The 20,518-nt window shown below is 61.2% G+C and carries 17 protein-coding genes; 8 read left to right on the top strand and 9 right to left on the bottom strand.

Annotation, left to right across the window (positions count from 1 at the left end; genetic code table 11):
• Nucleotides 1-136 precede the first annotated feature (136 nt).
• From prpD to MF6394_RS10795, 6 genes are all read right to left on the bottom strand, one after another.
• The gene (gene prpD, locus MF6394_RS10820; protein ID WP_078466667.1) at nucleotides 137-1,621 is read right to left on the bottom strand and encodes a 2-methylcitrate dehydratase; all 1,485 of its coding nucleotides are present in this window, start codon (nucleotides 1,619-1,621) and stop codon (nucleotides 137-139) included.
• A 197-nt stretch (nucleotides 1,622-1,818) separates the two neighbouring features.
• The gene (gene prpF / locus MF6394_RS10815; RefSeq protein WP_078466666.1) at nucleotides 1,819-3,009 is read right to left on the bottom strand and encodes a 2-methylaconitate cis-trans isomerase PrpF; all 1,191 of its coding nucleotides are present in this window, start codon (nucleotides 3,007-3,009) and stop codon (nucleotides 1,819-1,821) included.
• Nucleotides 3,010-3,020: 11 nt separating this feature from the next.
• On the bottom strand, nucleotides 3,021-5,615 hold the full coding sequence (acnD, locus tag MF6394_RS10810) for a Fe/S-dependent 2-methylisocitrate dehydratase AcnD (protein ID WP_078466665.1): 2,595 nt from the start codon (nucleotides 5,613-5,615) through the stop codon (nucleotides 3,021-3,023).
• A 188-nt stretch (nucleotides 5,616-5,803) separates the two neighbouring features.
• On the bottom strand, nucleotides 5,804-6,931 hold the full coding sequence (prpC, locus tag MF6394_RS10805; protein WP_078466664.1) for a bifunctional 2-methylcitrate synthase/citrate synthase: 1,128 nt from the start codon (nucleotides 6,929-6,931) through the stop codon (nucleotides 5,804-5,806).
• A 42-nt stretch (nucleotides 6,932-6,973) separates the two neighbouring features.
• Nucleotides 6,974-7,867, bottom strand: coding sequence for a methylisocitrate lyase (prpB, locus tag MF6394_RS10800; protein ID WP_078466663.1), 894 nt, complete (start codon nucleotides 7,865-7,867; stop codon nucleotides 6,974-6,976).
• On the bottom strand, nucleotides 7,864-8,577 hold the full coding sequence (locus tag MF6394_RS10795) for a GntR family transcriptional regulator (protein ID WP_003193321.1): 714 nt from the start codon (nucleotides 8,575-8,577) through the stop codon (nucleotides 7,864-7,866). The genes prpB and MF6394_RS10795 overlap by 4 nt, the downstream gene beginning before the upstream one ends.
• A gap of 270 nt (nucleotides 8,578-8,847) precedes the next feature.
• Between MF6394_RS10795 and rloA the strand changes: the two genes are divergently transcribed.
• The 4 genes from rloA (at nucleotide 8,848) to pabB (ending at nucleotide 13,352) form a co-directional block, all read left to right on the top strand.
• Nucleotides 8,848-9,372, top strand: coding sequence for a retropepsin-like aspartic peptidase RloA (rloA, locus tag MF6394_RS10790; RefSeq protein WP_014719501.1), 525 nt, complete (start codon nucleotides 8,848-8,850; stop codon nucleotides 9,370-9,372).
• An 18-nt stretch (nucleotides 9,373-9,390) separates the two neighbouring features.
• Complete coding sequence (rloB, locus tag MF6394_RS10785; protein ID WP_003193324.1) at nucleotides 9,391-10,923, top strand: osmotic stress tolerance membrane protein RloB; 1,533 nt, start codon at nucleotides 9,391-9,393, stop codon at nucleotides 10,921-10,923.
• Nucleotides 10,923-11,909 (top strand): alpha-L-glutamate ligase-like protein, encoded by a 987-nt coding sequence (locus MF6394_RS10780; RefSeq protein WP_069557568.1) that lies wholly within the window; start codon nucleotides 10,923-10,925, stop codon nucleotides 11,907-11,909. The genes rloB and MF6394_RS10780 overlap by 1 nt, the downstream gene beginning before the upstream one ends.
• A gap of 99 nt (nucleotides 11,910-12,008) precedes the next feature.
• Complete coding sequence (gene pabB / locus MF6394_RS10775; protein ID WP_078466662.1) at nucleotides 12,009-13,352, top strand: aminodeoxychorismate synthase component I; 1,344 nt, start codon at nucleotides 12,009-12,011, stop codon at nucleotides 13,350-13,352.
• 110 nt (nucleotides 13,353-13,462) lie between these two features.
• On the opposite strand, the gene thrH is transcribed toward pabB, so the two are convergent.
• Nucleotides 13,463-14,080, bottom strand: a complete 618-nt coding sequence (gene thrH, locus MF6394_RS10770; RefSeq protein ID WP_014719505.1) for a bifunctional phosphoserine phosphatase/homoserine phosphotransferase ThrH — start codon at nucleotides 14,078-14,080, stop codon at nucleotides 13,463-13,465.
• A 151-nt stretch (nucleotides 14,081-14,231) separates the two neighbouring features.
• On the opposite strand from thrH, the gene MF6394_RS10765 reads away from it, so the two are divergent.
• The 3 genes from MF6394_RS10765 (at nucleotide 14,232) to MF6394_RS10755 (ending at nucleotide 17,731) form a co-directional block, all read left to right on the top strand.
• Nucleotides 14,232-14,966 (top strand): phosphoadenylyl-sulfate reductase, encoded by a 735-nt coding sequence (locus MF6394_RS10765; RefSeq protein WP_078466661.1) that lies wholly within the window; start codon nucleotides 14,232-14,234, stop codon nucleotides 14,964-14,966.
• Nucleotides 14,967-15,459: 493 nt separating this feature from the next.
• Nucleotides 15,460-16,989: an NCS1 family nucleobase:cation symporter-1 gene (locus tag MF6394_RS10760; RefSeq protein WP_078466660.1), complete on the top strand. Its 1,530-nt coding sequence runs from the start codon at nucleotides 15,460-15,462 to the stop codon at nucleotides 16,987-16,989.
• Nucleotides 16,990-17,002: 13 nt separating this feature from the next.
• Nucleotides 17,003-17,731, top strand: a complete 729-nt coding sequence (locus MF6394_RS10755; RefSeq protein ID WP_034136192.1) for an aspartate/glutamate racemase family protein — start codon at nucleotides 17,003-17,005, stop codon at nucleotides 17,729-17,731.
• A 105-nt stretch (nucleotides 17,732-17,836) separates the two neighbouring features.
• Here MF6394_RS10755 and MF6394_RS10750 read toward each other — a convergent pair whose 3' ends face one another.
• Nucleotides 17,837-18,760 (bottom strand): LysR family transcriptional regulator, encoded by a 924-nt coding sequence (locus MF6394_RS10750; protein ID WP_069557573.1) that lies wholly within the window; start codon nucleotides 18,758-18,760, stop codon nucleotides 17,837-17,839.
• A gap of 107 nt (nucleotides 18,761-18,867) precedes the next feature.
• Between MF6394_RS10750 and MF6394_RS10745 the strand changes: the two genes are divergently transcribed.
• Nucleotides 18,868-19,614 (top strand): 3-oxoacyl-ACP reductase family protein, encoded by a 747-nt coding sequence (locus tag MF6394_RS10745; protein ID WP_047711580.1) that lies wholly within the window; start codon nucleotides 18,868-18,870, stop codon nucleotides 19,612-19,614.
• Between the two features lie 131 nt (nucleotides 19,615-19,745).
• On the opposite strand, the gene MF6394_RS10740 is transcribed toward MF6394_RS10745, so the two are convergent.
• Nucleotides 19,746-20,432, bottom strand: a complete 687-nt coding sequence (locus MF6394_RS10740; protein ID WP_047711581.1) for an HAD-IA family hydrolase — start codon at nucleotides 20,430-20,432, stop codon at nucleotides 19,746-19,748.
• Between the last annotated feature and the right edge of the window lie 86 nt (nucleotides 20,433-20,518).

The raw sequence follows: 20,518 nt of genomic DNA, 5'->3' as shown, positions 1-20,518 counted from the left end.
AGCGAGCTTGCTCGCGAAAAACGTCAACGACAACGCGTGCTTCCTGAATAAGCGCGGCGCCTATGGGTTTGTCGCGAGCAAGCTCGCTCCTACAGGTGTTAGGGCAAACCAGGTCCCACAGTGACCGTGTTGTTTTTCAGATGGTGAGCAGGTCCATGAAACGGTTCACAGGCGTCGCCTCAAGCCGTGCCTGATCCTTGCACAACGCAAAAATCTGCGCGCTGCGTTGCGCGGTAAACCGCGTGGCCAGGTTGGCCTTGAACTTGTCTTCCAGCAGTGGAATGCCATCCACCCGACGGCGACGATGGCCAATCGGGTACTCCACCGCTACCTGCTCGGTGCAGGTGCCGTCCGTGAAAAACACCTGCACCGCGTTGGCAATCGAGCGTTTGTCGGCCTCCAGGTATTCGCGGCTGTAGCGCGGGTCTTCGACGATGACCATCTTGTCGCGCAGCTCATCGATGATCGGGTGGGCCGCGTGGAAATCGTCTTCATACTGCTCGGCCACCAGGTTGCCGAACGCCAAGGGCACGGCGGTCATGTACTGCAGACAGTGGTCGCGATCAGCGGCGTTGGCCAATGGGCCGACCTTGGAAATAATGCGAATCGCCGACTCGTGGGTAGTGATCACAATGCGCTCGATTTCATGCAGGCGATGCTTGACCTGCGGGTGCAGGGCGACTGCCGCTTCACAGGCGGTTTGCGCGTGGAACTCAGCCGGGAAGCTGATCTTGAACAGCACGTTTTCCATCACGTAGGTGCCGTAGGGTTGGGGCAGGCTGAAGGCGCGCTTGTCCTCGGGCTTGAGCGCCAGGTCCTTGTTGGTGTGGCTGAACAGCACGTCGTAGAAGCCCCATTGCGGCGCACTCAGCACGCCGGGGATGCCCATTTCACCACGCAAGGCGATGTCTGCCAGGCGCACGCCGCGGCTCGATGCATCGCCTGCCGCCCAGGATTTGCGCGAGCCGGCATTCGGCGCATGCCGATAGGTGCGCAACGCCTGGCCATCGACAAACGCGTGGGACAACGCCGATAGCAGTTGCTCGCGGTTGGCCCCCATCAGCTTGGCGGTGACCGCCGTGGTAGCGACTTTCACCAGCAACACATGGTCGAGGCCTACGCGGTTGAAGGAGTTTTCCAGGGCAATCACACCTTGGATTTCGTGGGCCATGATCATCGCTTCCAGCACCGCACGCACAGTGAGCGGCGCGTCGCCATTGGCCAGGCGCTTTTGCGACAGGTGATCGGCCACGGCGAGGATGCCGCCAAGGTTGTCCGAAGGGTGGCCCCATTCAGCGGCGAGCCAGGTGTCGTTGTAGTCGAGCCAGCGCACGATGCAACCGATGTCCCAAGCGGCCTTGACCGGGTCCAGGCGATACGAAGTGCCCGGCACCCGTGCGCCGAACGGCACCACGGTGCCCTCCACCATCGGCCCCAGGTGCTTGGTGCATTCGGGGAAGCGCAGGGCCAGCAGGCCACAGCCGAGGGTGTCCATCAGGCAGTTGCGGGCGGTATCCAGGGCGTCCTGGGAGTCGATGCGGTAGTTGAGGACGTAGTCGGCGATGTCCTGCAACACCGGGTCGTAGTCGGGGCGGTTGTTCTGGTCGACGTTGGCGCTCATGGCAGTTCTCCTAAAGGTGGGTTTATTCCTCAAGCTCACGGTTAATCATCAGGGCGGGTCTGGTTGCCTGCCTTGGAACAAAGATCCCTTGTGGGAGCGGGCTTGCCCGCGATTACGATTTTTCAGTTGATAAAAATGTCGACTGATACTCCGTCATCGCGGGCAAGCCCGCTCCCACAGGGGCGCTGTGTAGACCTTTAGAAGGCGTCGCCGGGGATGCGCACGTAGCCTTCCATCAACACCCGCGCACTGCGGCTCATGATGGCTTTTTTCACCACCCATTCACCGTCCACCTGGCTGGCCTCGGCGCCGACGCGCAAGGTGCCGGACGGGTGCCCGAAGCGCACGGCATTGCGTTCCACGCCGCCTGCCGCGAGGTTGACCAAGGTGCCGGAAATCGCCGCGGCGGTGCCAATCGCCACCGCCGCGGTGCCCATCATCGCGTGGTGCAGTTTGCCCATGGACAAGGCACGCACCAGCAGGTCCACATCGCTGGCCTTGATCGCCTTGCCACTGGAGGCCACGTAATCGGCAGGCTTGGCCACGAACGCCACCTTGGGCGTGTGCTGGCGCTGGGCGGCTTCGTCCAGGTGTTTGATCAAGCCCATGCGCAACGCGCCATACGCCCGCACAGTCTCGAACATCGCCAAGGCCTTGGGGTCGCTGTTGATCGCGCCTTGCAGCTCGGTACCGGTGTAGGCCAGGTCTTGGGCATTGATGAAAATCGTCGGGATACCGGCGTTGATCAACGTGGCCTTGAAGGTACCGACGCCGGGCACCTCCAGGTCGTCGACGAGGTTGCCGGTGGGGAACATCGAGCCACCACCGCCCTCTTCTTCCGCCGCCGGGTCCATGAACTCCAGCTGCACTTCGGCGGCCGGGAAGGTCACGCCGTCCAGTTCAAAGTCGCCGGTTTCCTGCACCGCGCCGTCAGTGATCGGCACGTGGGCAATGATGGTCTTGCCGATGTTGGCCTGCCACACCCGCACCACGGCCACGCCGTTATGGGGTACGCGGGCCGCATCGACCAGGCCGGCGCTGATGGCGAACGAGCCCACCGCCGCCGACAGGTTGCCGCAGTTGCCACTCCAATCGACAAATGGCTTGTCGATGGAGACCTGGCCGAACAGGTAATCCACGTCGTGATCGGCGCGGCTGCTTTTGGCCAGGATCACGGTCTTGCTGGTGCTCGAGGTGGCCCCACCCATGCCGTCGATCTGCTTGTCATAGGGGTCGGGGCTGCCAATCACCCTCAGCAACAAGGCGTCGCGTGCAGGGCCTGGTACCTGCGCCGCTGTGGGCAGGTCCTGTAGGCTGAAGAACACGCCCTTGCTGGTGCCGCCACGCATGTACGTGGCGGGGATTCTGATTTGCGCTACGTGTGCCATGGTTATCCTCTTCAGGCGGTCGCCTTTGATTCCAGGAAGTCCTGGGCGAAACGTTGCAACACGCCACCCGCCTCGTAGATCGACACTTCTTCAGCGGTGTCCAGGCGACACGTCACCGGCACCTCGACACGTTCGCCATTCTTGCGGTTGATCACCAGAGTCAGTTGCGCACGCGGGGTGCGCTCGCCGACCACATCATAGGTTTCACTGCCGTCGATCTTGAGGGTGTGGCGGTCGGTGCCTGGCAGGAATTCCAGGGGCAGCACGCCCATGCCCACCAAGTTGGTGCGGTGGATGCGCTCGAAGCCTTCGGCGGCAATCGCTTCCACACCGGCCAGGCGTACGCCCTTGGCCGCCCAGTCACGGGACGAGCCCTGGCCATAGTCGGCGCCGGCGATGATGATCAGCGGTTGCTTGCGCTCCATGTAAGTCTCGATGGCTTCCCACATCCGCGTGACTTTGCCTTCCGGCTCGATACGCGCAAGAGAGCCCTGCTTGACCTTGCCGTTTTCCTGCACCATTTCGTTGAACAGTTTCGGGTTGGCGAAGGTGGCGCGCTGCGCCGTCAAATGGTCGCCCCTGTGGGTGGCGTAGGAGTTGAAGTCGACCTCGGGCAAGCCCATTTTCGCCAGGTATTCACCGGCGGCGCTGTCGAGCATGATCGCGTTGGACGGCGACAAGTGGTCGGTGGTGATGTTGTCCGGCAGCACCGCCAGCGGACGCATGCCCTTGAGCGGTCGTGCTCCGGCCAGCGCGCCTTCCCAGTACGGCGGGCGGCGGATATAGGTGCTTTGTGGGCGCCAGTCGTACAGCGGCGTGACCTTGGGCCCGGCGTCTTCGTGGATGGCGAACATCGGGATATACACCGCACGGAATTGCTCGGGTTTTACCGAAGCCTTGACCACCGCGTCGATCTCTTCATCGCTCGGCCAGATGTCCTGCAGGCGGATTTCCTTGCCGTCGGCGTCCAGGCCGAGCACGTCCTTCTCGATGTCGAAACGGATGGTGCCGGCAATCGCATAGGCCACCACCAGCGGAGGCGACGCCAGGAAGGCTTGCTTGGCGTAGGGGTGAATGCGCCCGTCAAAGTTGCGGTTACCCGACAACACTGCGGTGGCGTACAGGTCGCGGTCGATGATCTCTTGCTGGATCACCGGGTCGAGCGCGCCCGACATGCCGTTGCAGGTGGTGCAGGCAAAGGCCACCACGCCAAAACCGAGTTTTTCCAGCTCATGGCCAAGTCCCGCTTCTTCCAGGTACATGGCCACGGTTTTCGAGCCTGGCGCCAGGGACGACTTGACCCACGGCTTGCGGGTCAGCCCCAGCTTGTTGGCGTTGCGTGCCAACAGGCCGGCGGCGATCACGTTGCGCGGGTTGCTCGTGTTGGTGCAACTGGTGATGGCAGCGATGATCACCGCGCCGTCGGGCATTTGCCCCGGCACGTCATCCCATTGGCCGGCAATGCCTTTTGACGCCAGGTCGCGGGTGGCCAGGCGGGCATGGGGGTTGCTCGGGCCGGCCATGTTGCGCACGACGCTGGAGAGGTCAAAGCTCAGGCTGCGCTCGTACCGCGCGCCTTTCAGGTCGTCGGCCCACAGGCCGGTGTGACGTGCGTATTGCTCGACCAGAGCGACCTGCTCATCTTCGCGGCCGGTGAGTTTGAGGTAAGCGATGGTTTGCGCGTCGATGTAGAACATCGCGGCGGTGGCGCCGTACTCCGGGGCCATGTTGGAGATGGTCGCTCGGTCACCCAAGGTGAGTGCCGCAGCCCCTTCGCCGAAGAACTCCAGCCAGGCGCCAACAACTTTCTGCTGACGCAGGAACTCGGTGAGCGCCAGCACCATATCAGTGGCGGTGATGCCCGGTTGCAGCTTGCCGGTCAGTTCCACGCCCACGCTTTCCGGCAAGCGCATCCACGACGCGCGGCCGAGCATCACGCTCTCGGCTTCCAGGCCACCGACGCCGATGGCGATCACGCCCAGGGCATCCACGTGGGGCGTGTGGCTGTCGGTGCCAACACAGGTATCCGGGAAGGCCACACCGTCACGCACCTGAATCACCGGAGACATTTTCTCCAGGTTGATCTGGTGCATGATGCCGTTGCCCGGCGGGATCACATCGACGTTCTTGAAGGCCTTTTTGGTCCACTCGATAAAGTGGAAACGGTCTTCGTTGCGACGGTCTTCAATGGCGCGGTTTTTTTCGAACGCTTGCGGGTCAAAGCCACCGGCCTCGACGGCCAGGGAGTGGTCGACGATCAATTGGGTGGGCACCACCGGGTTGACCTGCGCCGGGTCGCCGCCTTGCTGGGCGATGGCATCACGCAGGCCGGCGAGGTCGACCAGGGCGGTCTGGCCAAGGATGTCATGGCACACCACGCGGGCCGGGAACCAGGGGAAGTCGAGGTCGCGCTTGCGCTCGATCAGTTGGCTCAGGGACGCGTCGAGGGTGGCAGGGTCACAACGGCGCACCAAGTTCTCGGCCAGGACGCGCGAGGTGTAAGGCAAGGTGGCGTAGGCGCCGGGGGTGATTGCTTCGACAGCCGCACGGGCGTCGAAGAAATCCAGGCGGCTGCCGGGGAGCGGTTTGCGAAATTCAGTGTTCATCGTCAGGACTCGGTCACGGTAAGTGCAAAAGAAGCCGGATCCAGAGTTGGAATGAGACCTAAATGTGGGAGCGGGCTTGCTCGCGAAAGCGGCGTGTCATTCAACACACTCGGCGACTGTTACACCGCATTCGCGAGCAAGCCCGCTCCCACACTTTGATCGGGTTTCCAGCCCGAGATAGTAGTTTTTCAGCGACGTTCGATTGGCACGAACTTGCGCTGCTCAACGCCGGTGTACTCGGCGCTTGGACGGATGATGCGGTTGTTGGCGCGCTGCTCGAACACATGCGCAGCCCAGCCGGTCAGGCGCGAGCACACGAAGATCGGCGTGAACAGCTTGGTCGGAATGCCCATGAAGTGGTACGCCGAGGCATGGTAGAAATCGGCGTTGGGAAACAGCTTTTTCTGTTCCCACATGGTCTTGTCGATGGCTTCGGAGACCGGGAACAACACGGTGTCGCCCACTTCGTCAGCGAGTTTTTTCGACCAGCCCTTGATCACCTCGTTGCGCGGGTCGCTGTCTTTATAGATCGCGTGGCCAAAGCCCATGATCTTGTCTTTGCGCGCCAACATGCCAAGGGTGCCTTCAACCGCTTCCTGGGCCGAGGAGAAACGCTCGATCATTTCCATCGCCGCTTCGTTGGCACCGCCGTGCAGCGGGCCGCGCAGGGAGCCGATGGCAGCGGTGACGCAGGAATACAGGTCGGACAGGGTCGATGCACACACCCGTGCGGTGAAGGTCGAAGCGTTGAATTCGTGTTCGGCGTAGAGGATCAGCGACCCGTTCATCACTTTGACGTGCAGCTCGCTTGGTTTCTTGCCGTGCAGCAGGTGCAGGAAGTGGCCGCCGATGCTCGGTTCGTCGGTCACGCAGTCGATGCGCTGGCCGTCGTGGCTGAAGCGATACCAGTAGCACATGATCGCTGGGAACGCGGCGAGCAGGCGGTCGGTGACATCGCGCTGCACGCTGAAATCTTTCTCGGGCTCGATATTGCCCAGGAACGAGCAACCGGTGCGCATCACGTCCATCGGGTGGGCGTCGGCGGGGATGCGTTCGAGCACTTCTTTCAGGGCTTGGGGCAGGTCACGCAGTTTGCTCAGCTTGTTGCTGTAGGCGTCCAGTTCTGCCTGGGTTGGCAATTCACCGTACAGCAGCAGGTAGGCGACTTCTTCAAACTGGGCGTCGGCGGCCAGTTCGCGCACGTCATAGCCACGGTAGGTCAGGCCGGCGCCGGCCTGGCCCACGGTGGACAGTGCAGTCTGCCCGGCGACCTGGCCACGCAGGCCAGCACCACTCAATACTTTAGCTTCAGCCATGTTCGTTCTCCAATTTTGTAGTTGTTCAGGGAACCACAGGGTTTATTTCTTCGCGGCGAACAGCGCGTCGAGCTTCTGCTCGAAGGTGTGGTAGTCGATGCGATCGTAAAGCTCCATGCGCGTTTGCATGGTGTCGATCACGTTCTGCTGGGTACCGTCGCGACGAATCGCGGTGTAGACATTCTCGGCGGCCTTGTTCATGGCACGGAAGGCCGAGAGCGGGTACAGCACAATGGAAACATCCGCAGATTTCAACTGTTCGGTGGTGTACAGCGGTGTCGCGCCGAACTCGGTGATGTTCGCCAGGATCGGCGCCTTCACGCGGGAGGCGAACAGCTTGTACATCTCCAGTTCAGTGATGGCTTCCGGGAACACCATGTCGGCACCGGCCTCGATGCACGCGGCAGCACGTTCCAGGGCAGACTCCAGGCCCTCGACCGCCAGGGCGTCGGTGCGCGCCATGATCACGAAGCTGTCATCGGTACGCGCATCCACGGCGGCCTTGATGCGGTCGACCATTTCCTGCTGGGACACGATTTCTTTGTTCGGGCGGTGACCGCAGCGCTTGGCGCCGACCTGGTCTTCGATATGAATGGCGGCGGCGCCGAACTTGATCATCGACTTGACGGTACGCGCCACGTTGAACGCCGAGGAGCCGAAACCGGTGTCCACGTCCACCAGCAGCGGCAGGTCGCACACGTCGGTAAGGCGGCGCACGTCGGTGAGCACGTCATCCAAGCCGGTGATGCCCAGGTCTGGCACGCCGAGGGAGCCGGCGGCTACACCGCCACCTGACAGGTAAATCGCCTTGAAACCAGCGCGCTTAGCCAAGAGCGCGTGGTTGGCGTTGATGGCGCCCACCACTTGCAAGGGCTGTTCGCTGGCGACGGCGTCACGGAAACGCTGGCCGGGAGTGCTGTTGTTGTTGGAACTCATGACTCACCTCGTGATGAAGGCGCACCGTCCGGGAAGTGACGGGCAATGTTGCGTTTGGAGGCGCCGATATGCCGGCGCATCAACAGTTCGGCCAGTTCACCGTCGCGATCGGCAATCGCGTCCAGAATGCGGTGATGCTCGGCAAAGGCCTGGCGTGGACGATTGGGGGTGGCGGAGAACTGGATGCGATACATGCGCACCAATTGGTACAGCTCGCCGCAGAGCATTTGGGTGAGGGTGCGGTTACCGGCGCCTTGAATGATGCGGTAGTGAAAATCGAAGTCGCCTTCCTGCTGGTAATAGCCGACACCGGCCTGGAACGCGGCATCCCGTTCATGGGTGTGCAATACCTGGCGCAGTTCTTCGATTTCCGCGTCGGTCATGCGCTCGGCGGCCAGGCGACAGGCCATGCCCTCCAGGGACTCGCGAATTTCGTACAGTTCGACCAACTCGGCGTGGCTCAAAGACACCACGCGCGCGCCGACGTGAGGCACCCGCACCAGCAGGCGCTGGCCTTCCAGGCGATGGATCGCTTCGCGCAATGGGCCGCGGCTGATGCCGTAGGTGCGCGCCAGCTCCGGCTCGGAAATCTTGCTGCCGGGGGCGATTTCGCCTTTGACGATGGCGGCCTGGATACGCCGGAAGACGTTCTCCGACATGGTCTGGGAATCGTCTGGTGCCACGGCTGGTTTTTCCAGTTGCTCCAACATATTGTCGACACCTTTAAAAGCAATGCCGCAAAAACTAGCCAATTAGCCCCGCATAGTCAAAGAATAAATACACATTGTCGACAATCGTCTAATAACCGCCTCATTCGCTTGCCAAGGCATGGCCGCCTGCCAGCGCTGGCGCCAAAAAAGCATCATGTTAGAATGCCCGCCGCTTTTGCCTGACATCAGATGATGAAAGGGCGCACCCGAGATTGCGCAGCAATGCCAGTCGCCTTGAAATGAACAGTGCACTGCCCTGCCTCAGGATTTATGAGACTCAAGCCTTACCTACTAGTGATGTGCCTGCTGTGCATACCGAGCCTTGGCGCTGGCGCCGAGAAGACCGTGTACGGCCTGAATGAATACGCCAAGCTTGCAGGTATCGACCTGGAAGTGGCGGCCAAACTCGACACCGGCGCCAAGACCGCCTCGTTGAGTGCCCGCGATATCAAGCGCTTCAAGCGCAATGGCGAATCCTGGGTCCGCTTCTACCTGGCCATCGACACCGCCCATTCCCACCCCATCGAACTGCCCCTGGCGCGTGTCAGCAAGATCAAGCGCCGCGCCGGCGACTACGACCCCGATGAAGACAAGAACTACACCGCCCGCCCAGTGATTGCGCTGGATATCTGCATGGGCAGTGCTTTACGCAGCATCGAAGTGAACTTGACTGACCGCAGCGCATTCCAATACCCGCTGCTGATTGGCTCCGAAGCCTTGAAACGCTTTGATGCGCTGGTCGACCCCAGTCTTAAATATGCAGCAGGCAAACCTGCCTGCGCCGCCGACGCTTAATACCGCCGAGTAAACCGAATGCGCTCTCTGACCCTGCACCTGAAAATCCTGATCACCTTGCTGGTGGTGCTGGGCATTTCGGTCACCGCCTATCAGATCTTCGTGCTGGGGATTCCCGTCACCGAAGATGCCACCGACGACTTGTGGAACATCGACGCCAAGGTCGAGTTCGTCGCCAACCCGAAAGACCCGGTCAAGATCCAGATGTTCGTGCCGCCCCTGAGCCGCGACTTCGTCAGCCTCAATGAAAGCTTTATCTCCAACAACTATGGGGTGAGCGTCAACCGTATCGACGGCAACCGCAAGGTCACCTGGTCGGCGCGCCGGGCCAAGGGCAACCAGACCCTCTATTACCGCCTGGTGCTGACCAAGCGCTACAGCGGCGAGAAGGTCAAGATCAAAGGCCCGACCTTCCGCGACAGCATCGCCGTGGAAGGCCCCGAGAAGATCGCCGCCGAAGCCCTGCTGGCGCCGATCCGCCAGCACTCGGCCGACGTCGAGACCTTTATCAGCGAAGCCATCAAGCGCACCAACAACCTCAACGACGACAATGTGAAGTTGCTGCTGGCCGGCGACCCCTCGACGCCGCACAAAGCCAAGATCGTCGAACTGCTGCTGTCCATCGCCCACGTGCCAGTAGAGAAAGTCCACACCATCCGCCTGGTGGCCGACCAGCCGCAAACCCCGGAGCTGTGGCTGCGCAGTTTCAACGGCAACGACTGGCTGTACTTCAACCCGGAGACCGGCGAACAGGGCCTGCCCGCCGACCGCCTGCTGTGGTGGACCGGCGATGAAAACCTGATTACGGTCGATGGCGGCAAGAAGGCCATGGTGACCTTCAGCCTCAACAACAGCGAAATGAACGCGATTCGCCTGGCCAAGCTGACCGACGAAAACACCGACGCCAACTTCCTCGAATACTCGCTGTACGGCCTGCCGCTGCAAACCCAACAGACCTTCATGATCATGGTGATGATCCCGATTGGCGTGCTGGTGATCCTGATCCTGCGTAACCTCATCGGCCTGCAGACCCTGGGCACCTTCACCCCCGTGCTGATCGCCCTGGCGTTCCGCGAGACCCAGTTGGGCTTCGGGATTGTGCTGTTCACGATCATCACGGCCCTGGGCCTGTCGCTCAGGTCGTACCTTGAACACCTGAAACTGCAAATGCTGCCGAGGCTGTCGGTGGTGCTGACCTTCGTGGTGGTGTTGATTGCCGCCATCAGCCTGTTCAGCCACAAGCTGGGGCTGGAGCGTGGCTTGTCGGTGGCGCTGTTCCCGATGGTGATCCTGACCATGACCATTGAACGCCTGTCGATCACCTGGGAGGAACGTGGTGCCAACCATGCGCTGAAAGTCGCGATTGGCACGCTGTTCGCCGCCTCCCTGGCGCACCTGATCATGAGCGTGCCGGAGCTGGTGTACTTCGTGTTCACCTTCCCGGCGATCCTGTTGATTCTGGTGGGCTTCATGCTGGCCATGGGTCGCTATCGCGGCTATCGCCTCACCGAGCTGGTGCGCTTCAAGGCGTTCCTGAAGGCTGACTCTTGATGTTCGGCTTCTGGAAGACCTGGAAGGCCCTGGAAGCGCGGGGGATCATGGGCATCAATCGGCGTAATGCCGACTACGTGCTCAAGTACAACAAGCGCAGCCTGTACCCTATCGTGGATGACAAGATCATCACCAAGGAACGGGCCCTGGCGGCCGGCATCCACGTGCCGGAAATGTACGGGGTGATCTCCACCGAAAAGGAAATCGACAAGCTCGACGAGATTATCGGTGGGCGCAGCGACTTCGTGATCAAGCCCGCCCAGGGCGCCGGCGGTGACGGCATCCTGGTGGTGGCCGACCGGTTTGAAGGGCGCTATCGCACGGTGTCCGGCAAAATCATCAGCCATGAGGAGATCGAGCACCAGATTTCCAGCATCCTCACCGGCCTGTATTCCCTGGGCGGCCACCGCGACCGCGCATTGATCGAGTACCGCGTGGTGCCCGACCAGATCTTCAAGAGCATCAGCTACGAAGGCGTGCCAGACATTCGCATCATCGTGCTGATGGGCTACCCGGTGATGGCGATGCTGCGCTTGCCCACCCGCCAGTCCGGCGGCAAGGCCAACCTGCACCAGGGCGCGATCGGCGTGGGTGTAGACCTGGCCACCGGCCTGACCCTGCGCGGCACCTGGCTGAACAACATCATCACCAAGCACCCCGACACCACCAACGCGGTAGATGGCGTGCAACTGCCCAACTGGGACGGTTTCATGAAGCTCGCCGCCGGCTGCTACGAGCTGTGCGGGCTGGGTTATATCGGCGTGGACATGGTGCTGGACCAGGAAAAAGGCCCGCTGATCCTTGAGCTGAACGCACGGCCTGGGCTGAACATCCAGATTGCCAACGACTGCGGCCTGACTCTGCGCACCCATGCGGTGGAGGCACGACTGGAAGAACTCAAGGCGGCCGGCGTGATAGAAACGCCGGAAGAGCGTGTGAAGTTCGTGCAGGAAATGTTCGGCCATATACCGCCCGTGGAAGGCTGATCCGGTCTTCGAACTGTCTATCCCCGACATCCCCTCTAGGAGCAAATCCTACAGGGGACTACAATCCCTCCCCCGCGCCACTGGCTGATCCACCCCCGCATGTCGACCTGTTCCGTATACCCGTTGCCCTACCGGGCCAATCCCACCGAGTTCTTTGCGGTCATTCGCCACGCCCCTGGTGCGGTGCTGCTCGACAGCGGCCGCCCGATGGCTGTTCGCGGCCGGTATGACCTGCTCAGTGCCTGGCCCGAAGCGACCCTGACGGTTGGGCCGGACGAAAGTGGCGGTGATTTCCTGCAACGCTTGCGCAAGAACCTGACGCAGTTGGGTCAAGCGACATTGCCTGACGGCTATGACTTACCGTTTGCCGGTGGTTTGATCGGTTACCTGAGCTATGACTTTGGTCGGCACCTGGAGCAGGTTTCACACCTGGCCGTGGACGATTTGCATCTGCCCGATGCGCGTTTCGGGCTCTATGCCTGGGCGCTGGTCAGCGATCACCAGGTGCAAACCAGCCAGTTGGTCTTTCACCCTGCGCTGGCCGACAGCGAGCGGCAACGCTTGATCAACGTGTTCAGTCAGGCACAAAGCGATGCGCCGACGACCTTCAAGCTTCACGGCCCCATGGTCCCGGACCTCAGCGCCGAGGCGTATCACCAGGCCATCATTCGCATTCAGGATTACATCCAGGCCGGCGACTGCTACCAGGTCAACTTTGCCCAACGCTTTCGTGCGCCGTGCATCGGCGATCCATGGGCAGCCTACTGCGCGCTGCGCGAAGCCTGCCCGACGCCGTTTTCCGGGTTCCAGAGTTTGCCCGATGACGGCGCGGTGCTGAGCCTGTCGCCGGAACGCTTTGTGCGCATCAGCGAGCGTCAGGTGGAAACCCGCCCGATCAAGGGCACCCGCCCTCGCGGTTTAACCCCCGAAGAGGATGCCGCCAACGCCGCTGAGTTGCTCGCCAGCCCCAAGGACCGCGCAGAAAACCTGATGATCGTTGACCTGCTGCGCAACGACCTCGGCCGCAGTTGCCGCATAGGCTCAGTGAAAGTGCCGGAGCTGTTCAGCCTGGAAAGCTACCCCAACGTGCACCACCTGGTGAGCAGCGTCACCGGCGTATTGGCCGACGACAAAGACGCCCTCGACCTGATCGCCGGCAGCTTCCCCGGCGGCTCCATCCCGGGCGCGCCGAAGCTTCGTGCGATGCAGATTATCGACGAACTTGAACCCACCCGCCGCGGGCTCTATTGCGGGTCGCTGGTGTACCTGGACGTGCGCGGCGAGATGGACAGCTCCATTGCCATCCGCAGCTTGCTGGTCAAGGACGGGCAGGTGTGTTGCTGGGGTGGCGGTGGGATTGTGGCGGACTCAGAGTGGCAGGCGGAGTATCAGGAGTCGCTGACGAAGGTGCGGGTGTTGTTACAGACATTGGAAAGTTTGTAGGGCCTGTACCGGCCCCATCGGGGGCAAGCCCCCTCCCACCTTCGACCGCGCCGCGATCAAAGGTGGGAGCTGGCTTGCCTGCGATGGGGCAATCAGCCTCGCAGAAACACTTACAGGCTCAACTGCCGATTCGACGCCTTGATAAACTCTTTCTTCAGGTCTTCAAACGTATGCACCGCCGGGAACTGCGGGAATTCGCGAATCACATTGTCCGGCGCATGGAACAGAATCCCGCGGTCAGCTTCACCCAGCATGCTGGTGTCGTTGTAGGAATCACCGGCAGCGATCACGCGGTAGTAGAGGGTTTTGAATGCCAGCACCGATTGGCGCTTGGGGTCTTTCTGGCGCAGTTGGTAGCTGACCACCCGGTCGTTTTCATCGGTGATCAAGCGGTGGCAAAGCAAAGTCGGGAAACCCAGCTGACGCATCAGCGGTTGGGAGAATTCGTAGAAGGTGTCGGACAGGATCACCACCTGGAAACGCTCACGCAGCCAGTTGACGAACTCGATGGCGCCGTCCAGCGGCTTGAGTGTGGCGATCACGGCCTGGATATCGGCCAGCTTGAGCCCATGCTCGTCGAGGATGCGCAGGCGTTGCTGCATCAGCACGTCGTAGTCGGGGATGTCACGGGTGGTGGCGCGCAGGGATTCGATACCGGTTTTTTCGGCGAAGGCGATCCAGATTTCCGGAACCAGCACCCCTTCCAGGTCAAGGCAGGCAATTTCCACACGACACTCCTATTAGATGTTGTTAGTTGAGCGAGCAAAAGGACTGCCGAACTCTAGCGACTCAAGCCCGCCGCCGCAACGCGGGACAGATTTTGATACCATCGCCCTCCTAGAGAGCGCTCAGCGCCACTGACCTGTAGGAACCGTCCTGATGAACCAAGCCTTCGACGTCGTTGAACTCGCCACGACTTATGCCAACAAGTCTGCCCAGGACATTCTCAAGCTGGCGTTCAGCCAGTTCGGCGATGACCTGTGGATTTCCTTCAGCGGTGCCGAGGATGTGGTGCTGGTGGACATGGCCTGGAAGCTGAACAAGAACGTCAAGGTGTTCAGCCTCGACACTGGCCGCCTGCACCCCGAGACCTACCGGTTTATCGAGCAGGTGCGTGAGTTCTACAAGATCGACATCGAGCTGATCTCGCCGGACTCAAGCAAGCTGGAGCCCTTCGTCAAAGACAAAGGCCTGTTCAGCTTCTATAAGGACGGCCATGGCGAATGCTGCGGCATCCGCAAGATCGAACCGCTGCGCCGCAAACTCGCAGCTGTGAGTGCCTGGGCCACCGGCCAGCGCCGCGACCAGAGCCCCGGCACTCGCAGCCAGGTGGCGGCGCTGGAAATCGACACGGCGTTCTCCACGCCGGAACGTACCCTGTACAAGTTCAACCCGCTGGCGCAGATAACCAGCGAGGAGGTGTGGGGTTATATCCGCATGCTGGAGCTGCCGTACAACAGCCTGCATGAGCGCGGTTTTATCAGCATCGGCTGCGAGCCCTGCACCCGGCCGGTATTGCCCCGCCAGCATGAGCGCGAAGGCCGCTGGTGGTGGGAAGAAGCCACGCAGAAGGAATGCGGGCTGCATGCGGGGAATATCATCAGCAAGGCTTGAGCCTCTGACGCGGTCAAAAACCCTGTAGAAGCAAGCTTGCTCGCGAAAAACGTCAACGATAACGCGTGCTTCCTGAATAAACGCGGGGTCGTTAAGTTTTTGGCGAGCAAGCTCGCTCCTACAGAAAGCGAGATTTGCTTTGTGGCCGGGCAAATCTTGTACACAACCCTGTAACCATAAGTGCCATTTTTGTGTGCAACTTAATATACAACGCACCAAAACGTAACATCTCCCTGCGCCAATGGCGCCGTCTATAAATAGCCCTCCAATTAACAAAAAAATAAATACCTGTTCAAACGGTCAACTTATAGTGCCCGTAATTCAGTAAGTTATTCTCAACCTATATAAAAACGAAATTAGCCAATATTTTCATATATCGAGAATTGGCACGCATATGGCTTAGGCAGAAGTACGCTTTGTATACAATCAATACAGAACCTACATACACTTTGCCATCCGCCGCTTTGCTGCAGATGCGCTGGAGCCTGCCGGAATGCGTACAAGTCTCTCGAACACCCTCGCACTGGATCTGCCCTCCTCCCCATTAAATCCTGCAGCCACAGGCCCCGGCCCGCTGGTGCTCAGCCCACGCCTGCACAACAAGGACCTGGCGCCCACCAAGGTCGAAGGACGACGCTGGGGGCGCTATAGCATCTTCGCGTTGTGGACCAATGACGTGCACAACATCGCCAACTACTCATTCGCCATCGGCTTATATGCATTAGGCCTGGGCGGCTGGCAAATATTGCTGTCCCTGGGGATCGGCGCGGCGCTGGTGTACTTCTTCATGAACTTGTCGGGCTACATGGGGCAGAAGACCGGTGTGCCGTTTCCGGTTATCAGCCGCATCAGTTTCGGCATTCACGGGGCGCAAATTCCGGCGTTGATTCGGGCGGTGATTGCGATTGCCTGGTTTGGTATCCAGACCTACCTGGCCTCGGTGGTTTTCCGCGTACTGCTGACGGCCATTCATCCAGGGTTTGCCGATTATGACCACGACTCGGTTCTCGGCCTGTCGACCTTAGGTTGGGCGTGCTTTGTGGCGATCTGGCTGGTGCAGTTGGTGATCCTCGCCTATGGCATGGAAATGGTACGTCGCTATGAAGGCTTCGCCGGGCCGGTGATTCTGCTGACCGTGGCTGCGCTGGCCGGCTGGATGTACTTCCAGGCGAACGGGCAAATTGCCTGGTCGATCCGCGAGCCCCTGAGTGGCGGCGAGATGTGGCGCAATATCTTTGCCGGCGGCGCGCTGTGGCTGGCCATCTACGGCACCCTGATCCTCAACTTCTGCGACTTCGCCCGTTCCTCACCCTGCAGCAAGACCATCCAGGTCGGCAACTTCTGGGGCCTGCCGGTGAATATCCTGGTGTTCGCCGCGATTACCGTGCTGCTGTGCGGCGGGCAGTTCCAGCTCAATGGCCGCGTGATCGAAAGCCCGACCGAAATCATCGCGGCGATCCCTAACACCTTCTTTCTTGTGCTCGGCTGCCTGGCTTTCCTGATCGTCACCGTGGCGGTAAACATCATGGCCAACTTCGTCGCTCCGGCCTTTGTGCTGAGCAACCTGGCGCCCAAGTACCTGAACTTCCGCCGCGCCGGGTTGATCAGCGCCTTCGTTGCCGTGCTGATCCTGCCGTGGAACCTCTATAACAGCCCGTTGGTGATCGTGTATTTCCTTTCTGGCCTGGGCGCGCTGCTGGGGCCGTTGTACGGGGTGATCATGGTCGATTACTGGCTGATCCGTAAAAGCCAGGTGGACGTGCCGCAGCTGTACAGCGAAGACCCCCAAGGCATTTATTACTACAGCCGGGGGGTGAATATGCGTGCGGTGGCGGCGTTCATACCGGCGGCGGTGATCGCCATCCTGCTGGCGCTGTTGCCGGGGTTTGCCAGCGTCTCGCCGTTTTCCTGGTTGTTTGGCGCAGGCATTGCCGGGTTGCTGTACCTGCTGATTGCCAAGCGTCAACCGCACTACGCCGATGTCAGCGGCGAAAGCATTGCCGTCGATAACGTCAGTCATTAAACAAGGACTTTCCATGCGTATCCTCGTGGTCAACGTCAACACCACCGAATCCATCACCGAGACCATCGCCCAGCAAGCACGGGCGGTGGCTTCACCGGGCACCGAGATTGTCGGGCTCACCCCGTACTTCGGCGCCGAATCGGTGGAAGGCAATTTTGAGAGCTACCTGGCGGCCATCGCCGTGATGGACCGGGTGATGGCCTACGACCAGCCCTTTGATGCGGTGATCCAGGCCGGCTATGGCGAGCATGGCCGTGAAGGCCTGCAGGAACTGCTCAATGTACCGGTGGTGGATATCACCGAAGCGGCGGCCAGTACCGCGATGTTCCTGGGGCACGCCTACTCGGTGGTGACCACCCTGGACCGCACTGTGCCGCTGATTGAAGACCGGCTGAAACTCGCCGGCCTCTACCAGCGTTGCGCTTCGGTGCGCGCCAGCGGCATGGCGGTGCTGGAATTGGAAGAAGACCCGCTGGGCGCCATGGAGGCCATCGTGCGCCAGGCCGAACTGGCCATCCGCGACGACAAGGCCGAGGTGATCTGCCTGGGCTGCGGCGGCATGGCCGGGCTGGATGAGCAGATCCGCCAGCGCACCGGGGTTCCGGTGGTGGACGGGGTGACGGCGGCGGTGATGGTGGCCGAGTCGTTGGTGCGGTTGGGGTTGTCGACGTCGAAGGTCAGGACGTACGCCACGCCGCGACCAAAGAAGGTCATCGGCTGGCCGGGCAAGTTCGGGCGGTAGACCGATGCGCCTGCATCGCGGGCAAGCCCGGCTCCCACATTGGATCGCGATCACTGTGGGAGCCGGGCTTGCCCGCGATGGCCACGACTCGATGTAAGGCCGTGCTCAGATAGCACTGAACCGTTGAGCCAGTTTTTGCTCGGCAAACTGCTCAATAACGAAATCCACAAACGCCCGCGTCTTGCCCGGCAGCAATTTATGCTCGGCGTAGTAGATGGAAATATTGCCGTCGTCCACATACCAATCGGGTAACACCCGCACCAACGCACCGCTGTCCAGGAACGGCACCGCCATCGGCATGCTCACCAGCGCGATGCCAAGGCCCTGGGCACTGGCGCAGCACGCGGCTTCGGAGTCGCTCATGGTCATCGCCGGTTTCAGCACTAAAGGGCTGTGCTCGCGCTCACGGTGGGTCAGTTGCCATGAACGCACCCGGCCTGTTTGTGGCGAGCGGATCAAGATGCCAAGGCAGTGCGACAGGTCATCGGGCGCCAGCACCAGCGAGCGCCGCGCCAGGTAATCCGGCGACGCCACCAGCACCCGGTGCGCCGGGGTCAACTTGCGCGCCACCACGCCTTGGGGCAGCTCAAAACCACCGCCGATAGCGGCATCGAAGCCTTGGCCGATCAGGTCGACCTGGCGGTTATCGAAGTGCCAGTCCGGACTGATATCCGGAAAGCGCCGCATAAATTCGCCCAACAAAGGCACCACATACCGATTGCCGAACACCGGCCCCATACTGACCTTGAGTGTACCCACCGGCCGCCCTTCGGCACTGGCCAGGTTGGCGACCGCATTCTGGATGGTGGTGAGGCTGCCGCTGACTTCCGCCAGGAACATCTTGCCGGCTTCGGTCAGCGCCAGGCGCCGAGTGCTGCGCTGAAACAGCCGCACACCGAGGCGCGCCTCCAGCTTGGCGACGCTTTTACCCACCGCTGCGGGAGTGAGGCTCAGGTGCCGTGCAGCCTCGGCAAAGCTGCCACCCTCGGCGCTGCGCACAAAGCATTCGATACTGCCAAAGCTTTCCATATCGCCCCACTCTAAACTTTTGGTTTACACAGACTATAGCAACCACGGGCTACCGAGCTGCGCGGGTGAGGTCGATACTCGCCCCATCAACTACCTCGGAGATCGACATGACCACACACAACCTCACCGGCAAAGTCGCCTTGATTCAAGGCGGTTCCCGCGGCATCGGCGCCGCCATCGTCAAGCGCCTCGCCGCTCAGGGGGCAGCGGTTGCCTTTACCTACGTCAGCTCGGCCGCCAAGGCCCAAGCGTTGCAGAACGAAGTGATCAGCGAAGGCGGCAAAGCCCTGGCGATACAGGCCGACAGCGCCGATGCCACGGCGATTCGCGCTGCGGTGAAGGCTACAGTCGAGGCGTTTGGACGCCTGGATATCCTGGTGAATAACGCTGGCGTGCTGGCCATCGCGCCGCTGGACGAATTCAAGCTGGAAGACTTCGACCAGACCTTGGCGATCAACGTACGCAGCGTATTTATCGCCACCCAGGAAGCCGCCAAGCACATGGGCGAAGGTGGCCGGGTGATCAATATCGGCAGCACCAACGCCGAACGCATGCCCTTTGGCGGTGGCGGGCCCTACGCCATGAGCAAAGCGGCGCTGGTGGGGTTGACCAAGGGGTTGGCACGGGACCTGGGGCCACGGGGCATCACCATCAACAACGTGCAGCCTGGCCCGGTGGACACCGATATGAACCCGGCGAACAGTGATTTTGCCGAAAGCCTGATCGGGTTGATGGCGGTAGGTCGGTATGGGCATGTGGAGGAGATCGCCAGTTTTGTGGCGTATCTGGCCGGGCCGGAAGCGGGCTATATCACGGGCGCCAGCCTGACCATCGATGGTGGGTTCAGCGCCTGATTCTTTGCAGAACCGCAACCCAACTGTGGGAGCGGGCTTGCTCGCGAAGGCGGTGGGTCAGTTGATAAATCTACTGACTGACACCCTGCATTCGCGAGCAAGCCAGCTCCCACATTTTTGACCGCGCGGGGTCAGGCCATGGGAGGCAAGCCGTAGGCGGCCAGGTCAAAGTCGGCGAGTTTGCGAATAATCAGGTCAGCATGCTGGTACTTGCTGTCCGCCATCGCCTCATCGGGCACCGCAATGGCGGTCATGTTGGCAGCCTTCGCCGCCGTCACGCCGAACGGCGAGTCTTCGAACACCAGGCAATCCTCAGGTGCTACACCCAACCGACGCGCGGCGGTGAGGAAGATATCCGGCGCGGGCTTGGCGGCGCCGACTTCCGGGTCGTCGGCGGTGACGATGGTGTCGAACAGGCCAAACCATTCACGGTGCAGGGTGGTCTTGTGGCCAAACGAATTACGCGATGAACTGGTGCCCACCGCAATCGGAATATTGTGCGCCTTCAAGTGCCGCACCAACGCCTCGGCGCCGGGCATGCCCAGGGCCTTGGGAAAACGCTCGCTCATCAGCGGTTCACGAATTTCCAGAAACTCGGCGGGCGTGATCGGCAGGTCCAGCGCCTTGACCACATAGTCGGCCAAATCCTGGGCCCCCCGCCCGATGATGTGCTGTTTGATGCTCCAGTCGTAGGTACGGCCATAGCGTTCGGCAATGATCTGCGTCACTTCGGTGTAGATACCTTCGGTATCCAGCAACAACCCGTCCATATCGAAAATCACGGCCTTGATCGGGACAGCGGTACGCGGTGCATTCATCACAACACAACCTTGGGGCGAGGACTAAAAGGATTCAGCACAATAACGGCCCTCGTTGCCTGCAAGCAACCTTCGTGGACCACGAC

Origin of the sequence: Pseudomonas sp. MF6394, from assembly GCF_002018845.1 — a bacterium.
Taxonomy (GTDB): domain Bacteria; phylum Pseudomonadota; class Gammaproteobacteria; order Pseudomonadales; family Pseudomonadaceae; genus Aquipseudomonas; species Aquipseudomonas lactis.
Note: the sequence above shows the minus strand (reverse complement) of the source record. Positions and strands in the feature narration are given on the sequence as shown.

Excerpts from the sequence above, each read along its gene's own strand:
- prpD (WP_078466667.1), bottom strand. The coding sequence starts at position 1,621 with ATGAGCGCCAACGTCGACCAGAACAACCGCCCCGACTACGACCCGGTG.
- prpF (WP_078466666.1), bottom strand. The coding sequence starts at position 3,009 with ATGGCACACGTAGCGCAAATCAGAATCCCCGCCACGTACATGCGTGGC.
- acnD (WP_078466665.1), bottom strand. The coding sequence starts at position 5,615 with ATGAACACTGAATTTCGCAAACCGCTCCCCGGCAGCCGCCTGGATTTC.
- prpC (WP_078466664.1), bottom strand. The coding sequence starts at position 6,931 with ATGGCTGAAGCTAAAGTATTGAGTGGTGCTGGCCTGCGTGGCCAGGTC.
- prpB (WP_078466663.1), bottom strand. The coding sequence starts at position 7,867 with ATGAGTTCCAACAACAACAGCACTCCCGGCCAGCGTTTCCGTGACGCC.
- MF6394_RS10795 (WP_003193321.1), bottom strand. The coding sequence starts at position 8,577 with ATGTTGGAGCAACTGGAAAAACCAGCCGTGGCACCAGACGATTCCCAG.
- rloA (WP_014719501.1), top strand. The coding sequence starts at position 8,848 with ATGAGACTCAAGCCTTACCTACTAGTGATGTGCCTGCTGTGCATACCG.
- rloB (WP_003193324.1), top strand. The coding sequence starts at position 9,391 with ATGCGCTCTCTGACCCTGCACCTGAAAATCCTGATCACCTTGCTGGTG.
- MF6394_RS10780 (WP_069557568.1), top strand. The coding sequence starts at position 10,923 with ATGTTCGGCTTCTGGAAGACCTGGAAGGCCCTGGAAGCGCGGGGGATC.
- pabB (WP_078466662.1), top strand. The coding sequence starts at position 12,009 with ATGTCGACCTGTTCCGTATACCCGTTGCCCTACCGGGCCAATCCCACC.
- MF6394_RS10765 (WP_078466661.1), top strand. The coding sequence starts at position 14,232 with ATGAACCAAGCCTTCGACGTCGTTGAACTCGCCACGACTTATGCCAAC.
- MF6394_RS10760 (WP_078466660.1), top strand. The coding sequence starts at position 15,460 with ATGCGTACAAGTCTCTCGAACACCCTCGCACTGGATCTGCCCTCCTCC.
- MF6394_RS10755 (WP_034136192.1), top strand. The coding sequence starts at position 17,003 with ATGCGTATCCTCGTGGTCAACGTCAACACCACCGAATCCATCACCGAG.
- MF6394_RS10750 (WP_069557573.1), bottom strand. The coding sequence starts at position 18,760 with ATGGAAAGCTTTGGCAGTATCGAATGCTTTGTGCGCAGCGCCGAGGGT.
- MF6394_RS10745 (WP_047711580.1), top strand. The coding sequence starts at position 18,868 with ATGACCACACACAACCTCACCGGCAAAGTCGCCTTGATTCAAGGCGGT.
- MF6394_RS10740 (WP_047711581.1), bottom strand. The coding sequence starts at position 20,432 with ATGAATGCACCGCGTACCGCTGTCCCGATCAAGGCCGTGATTTTCGAT.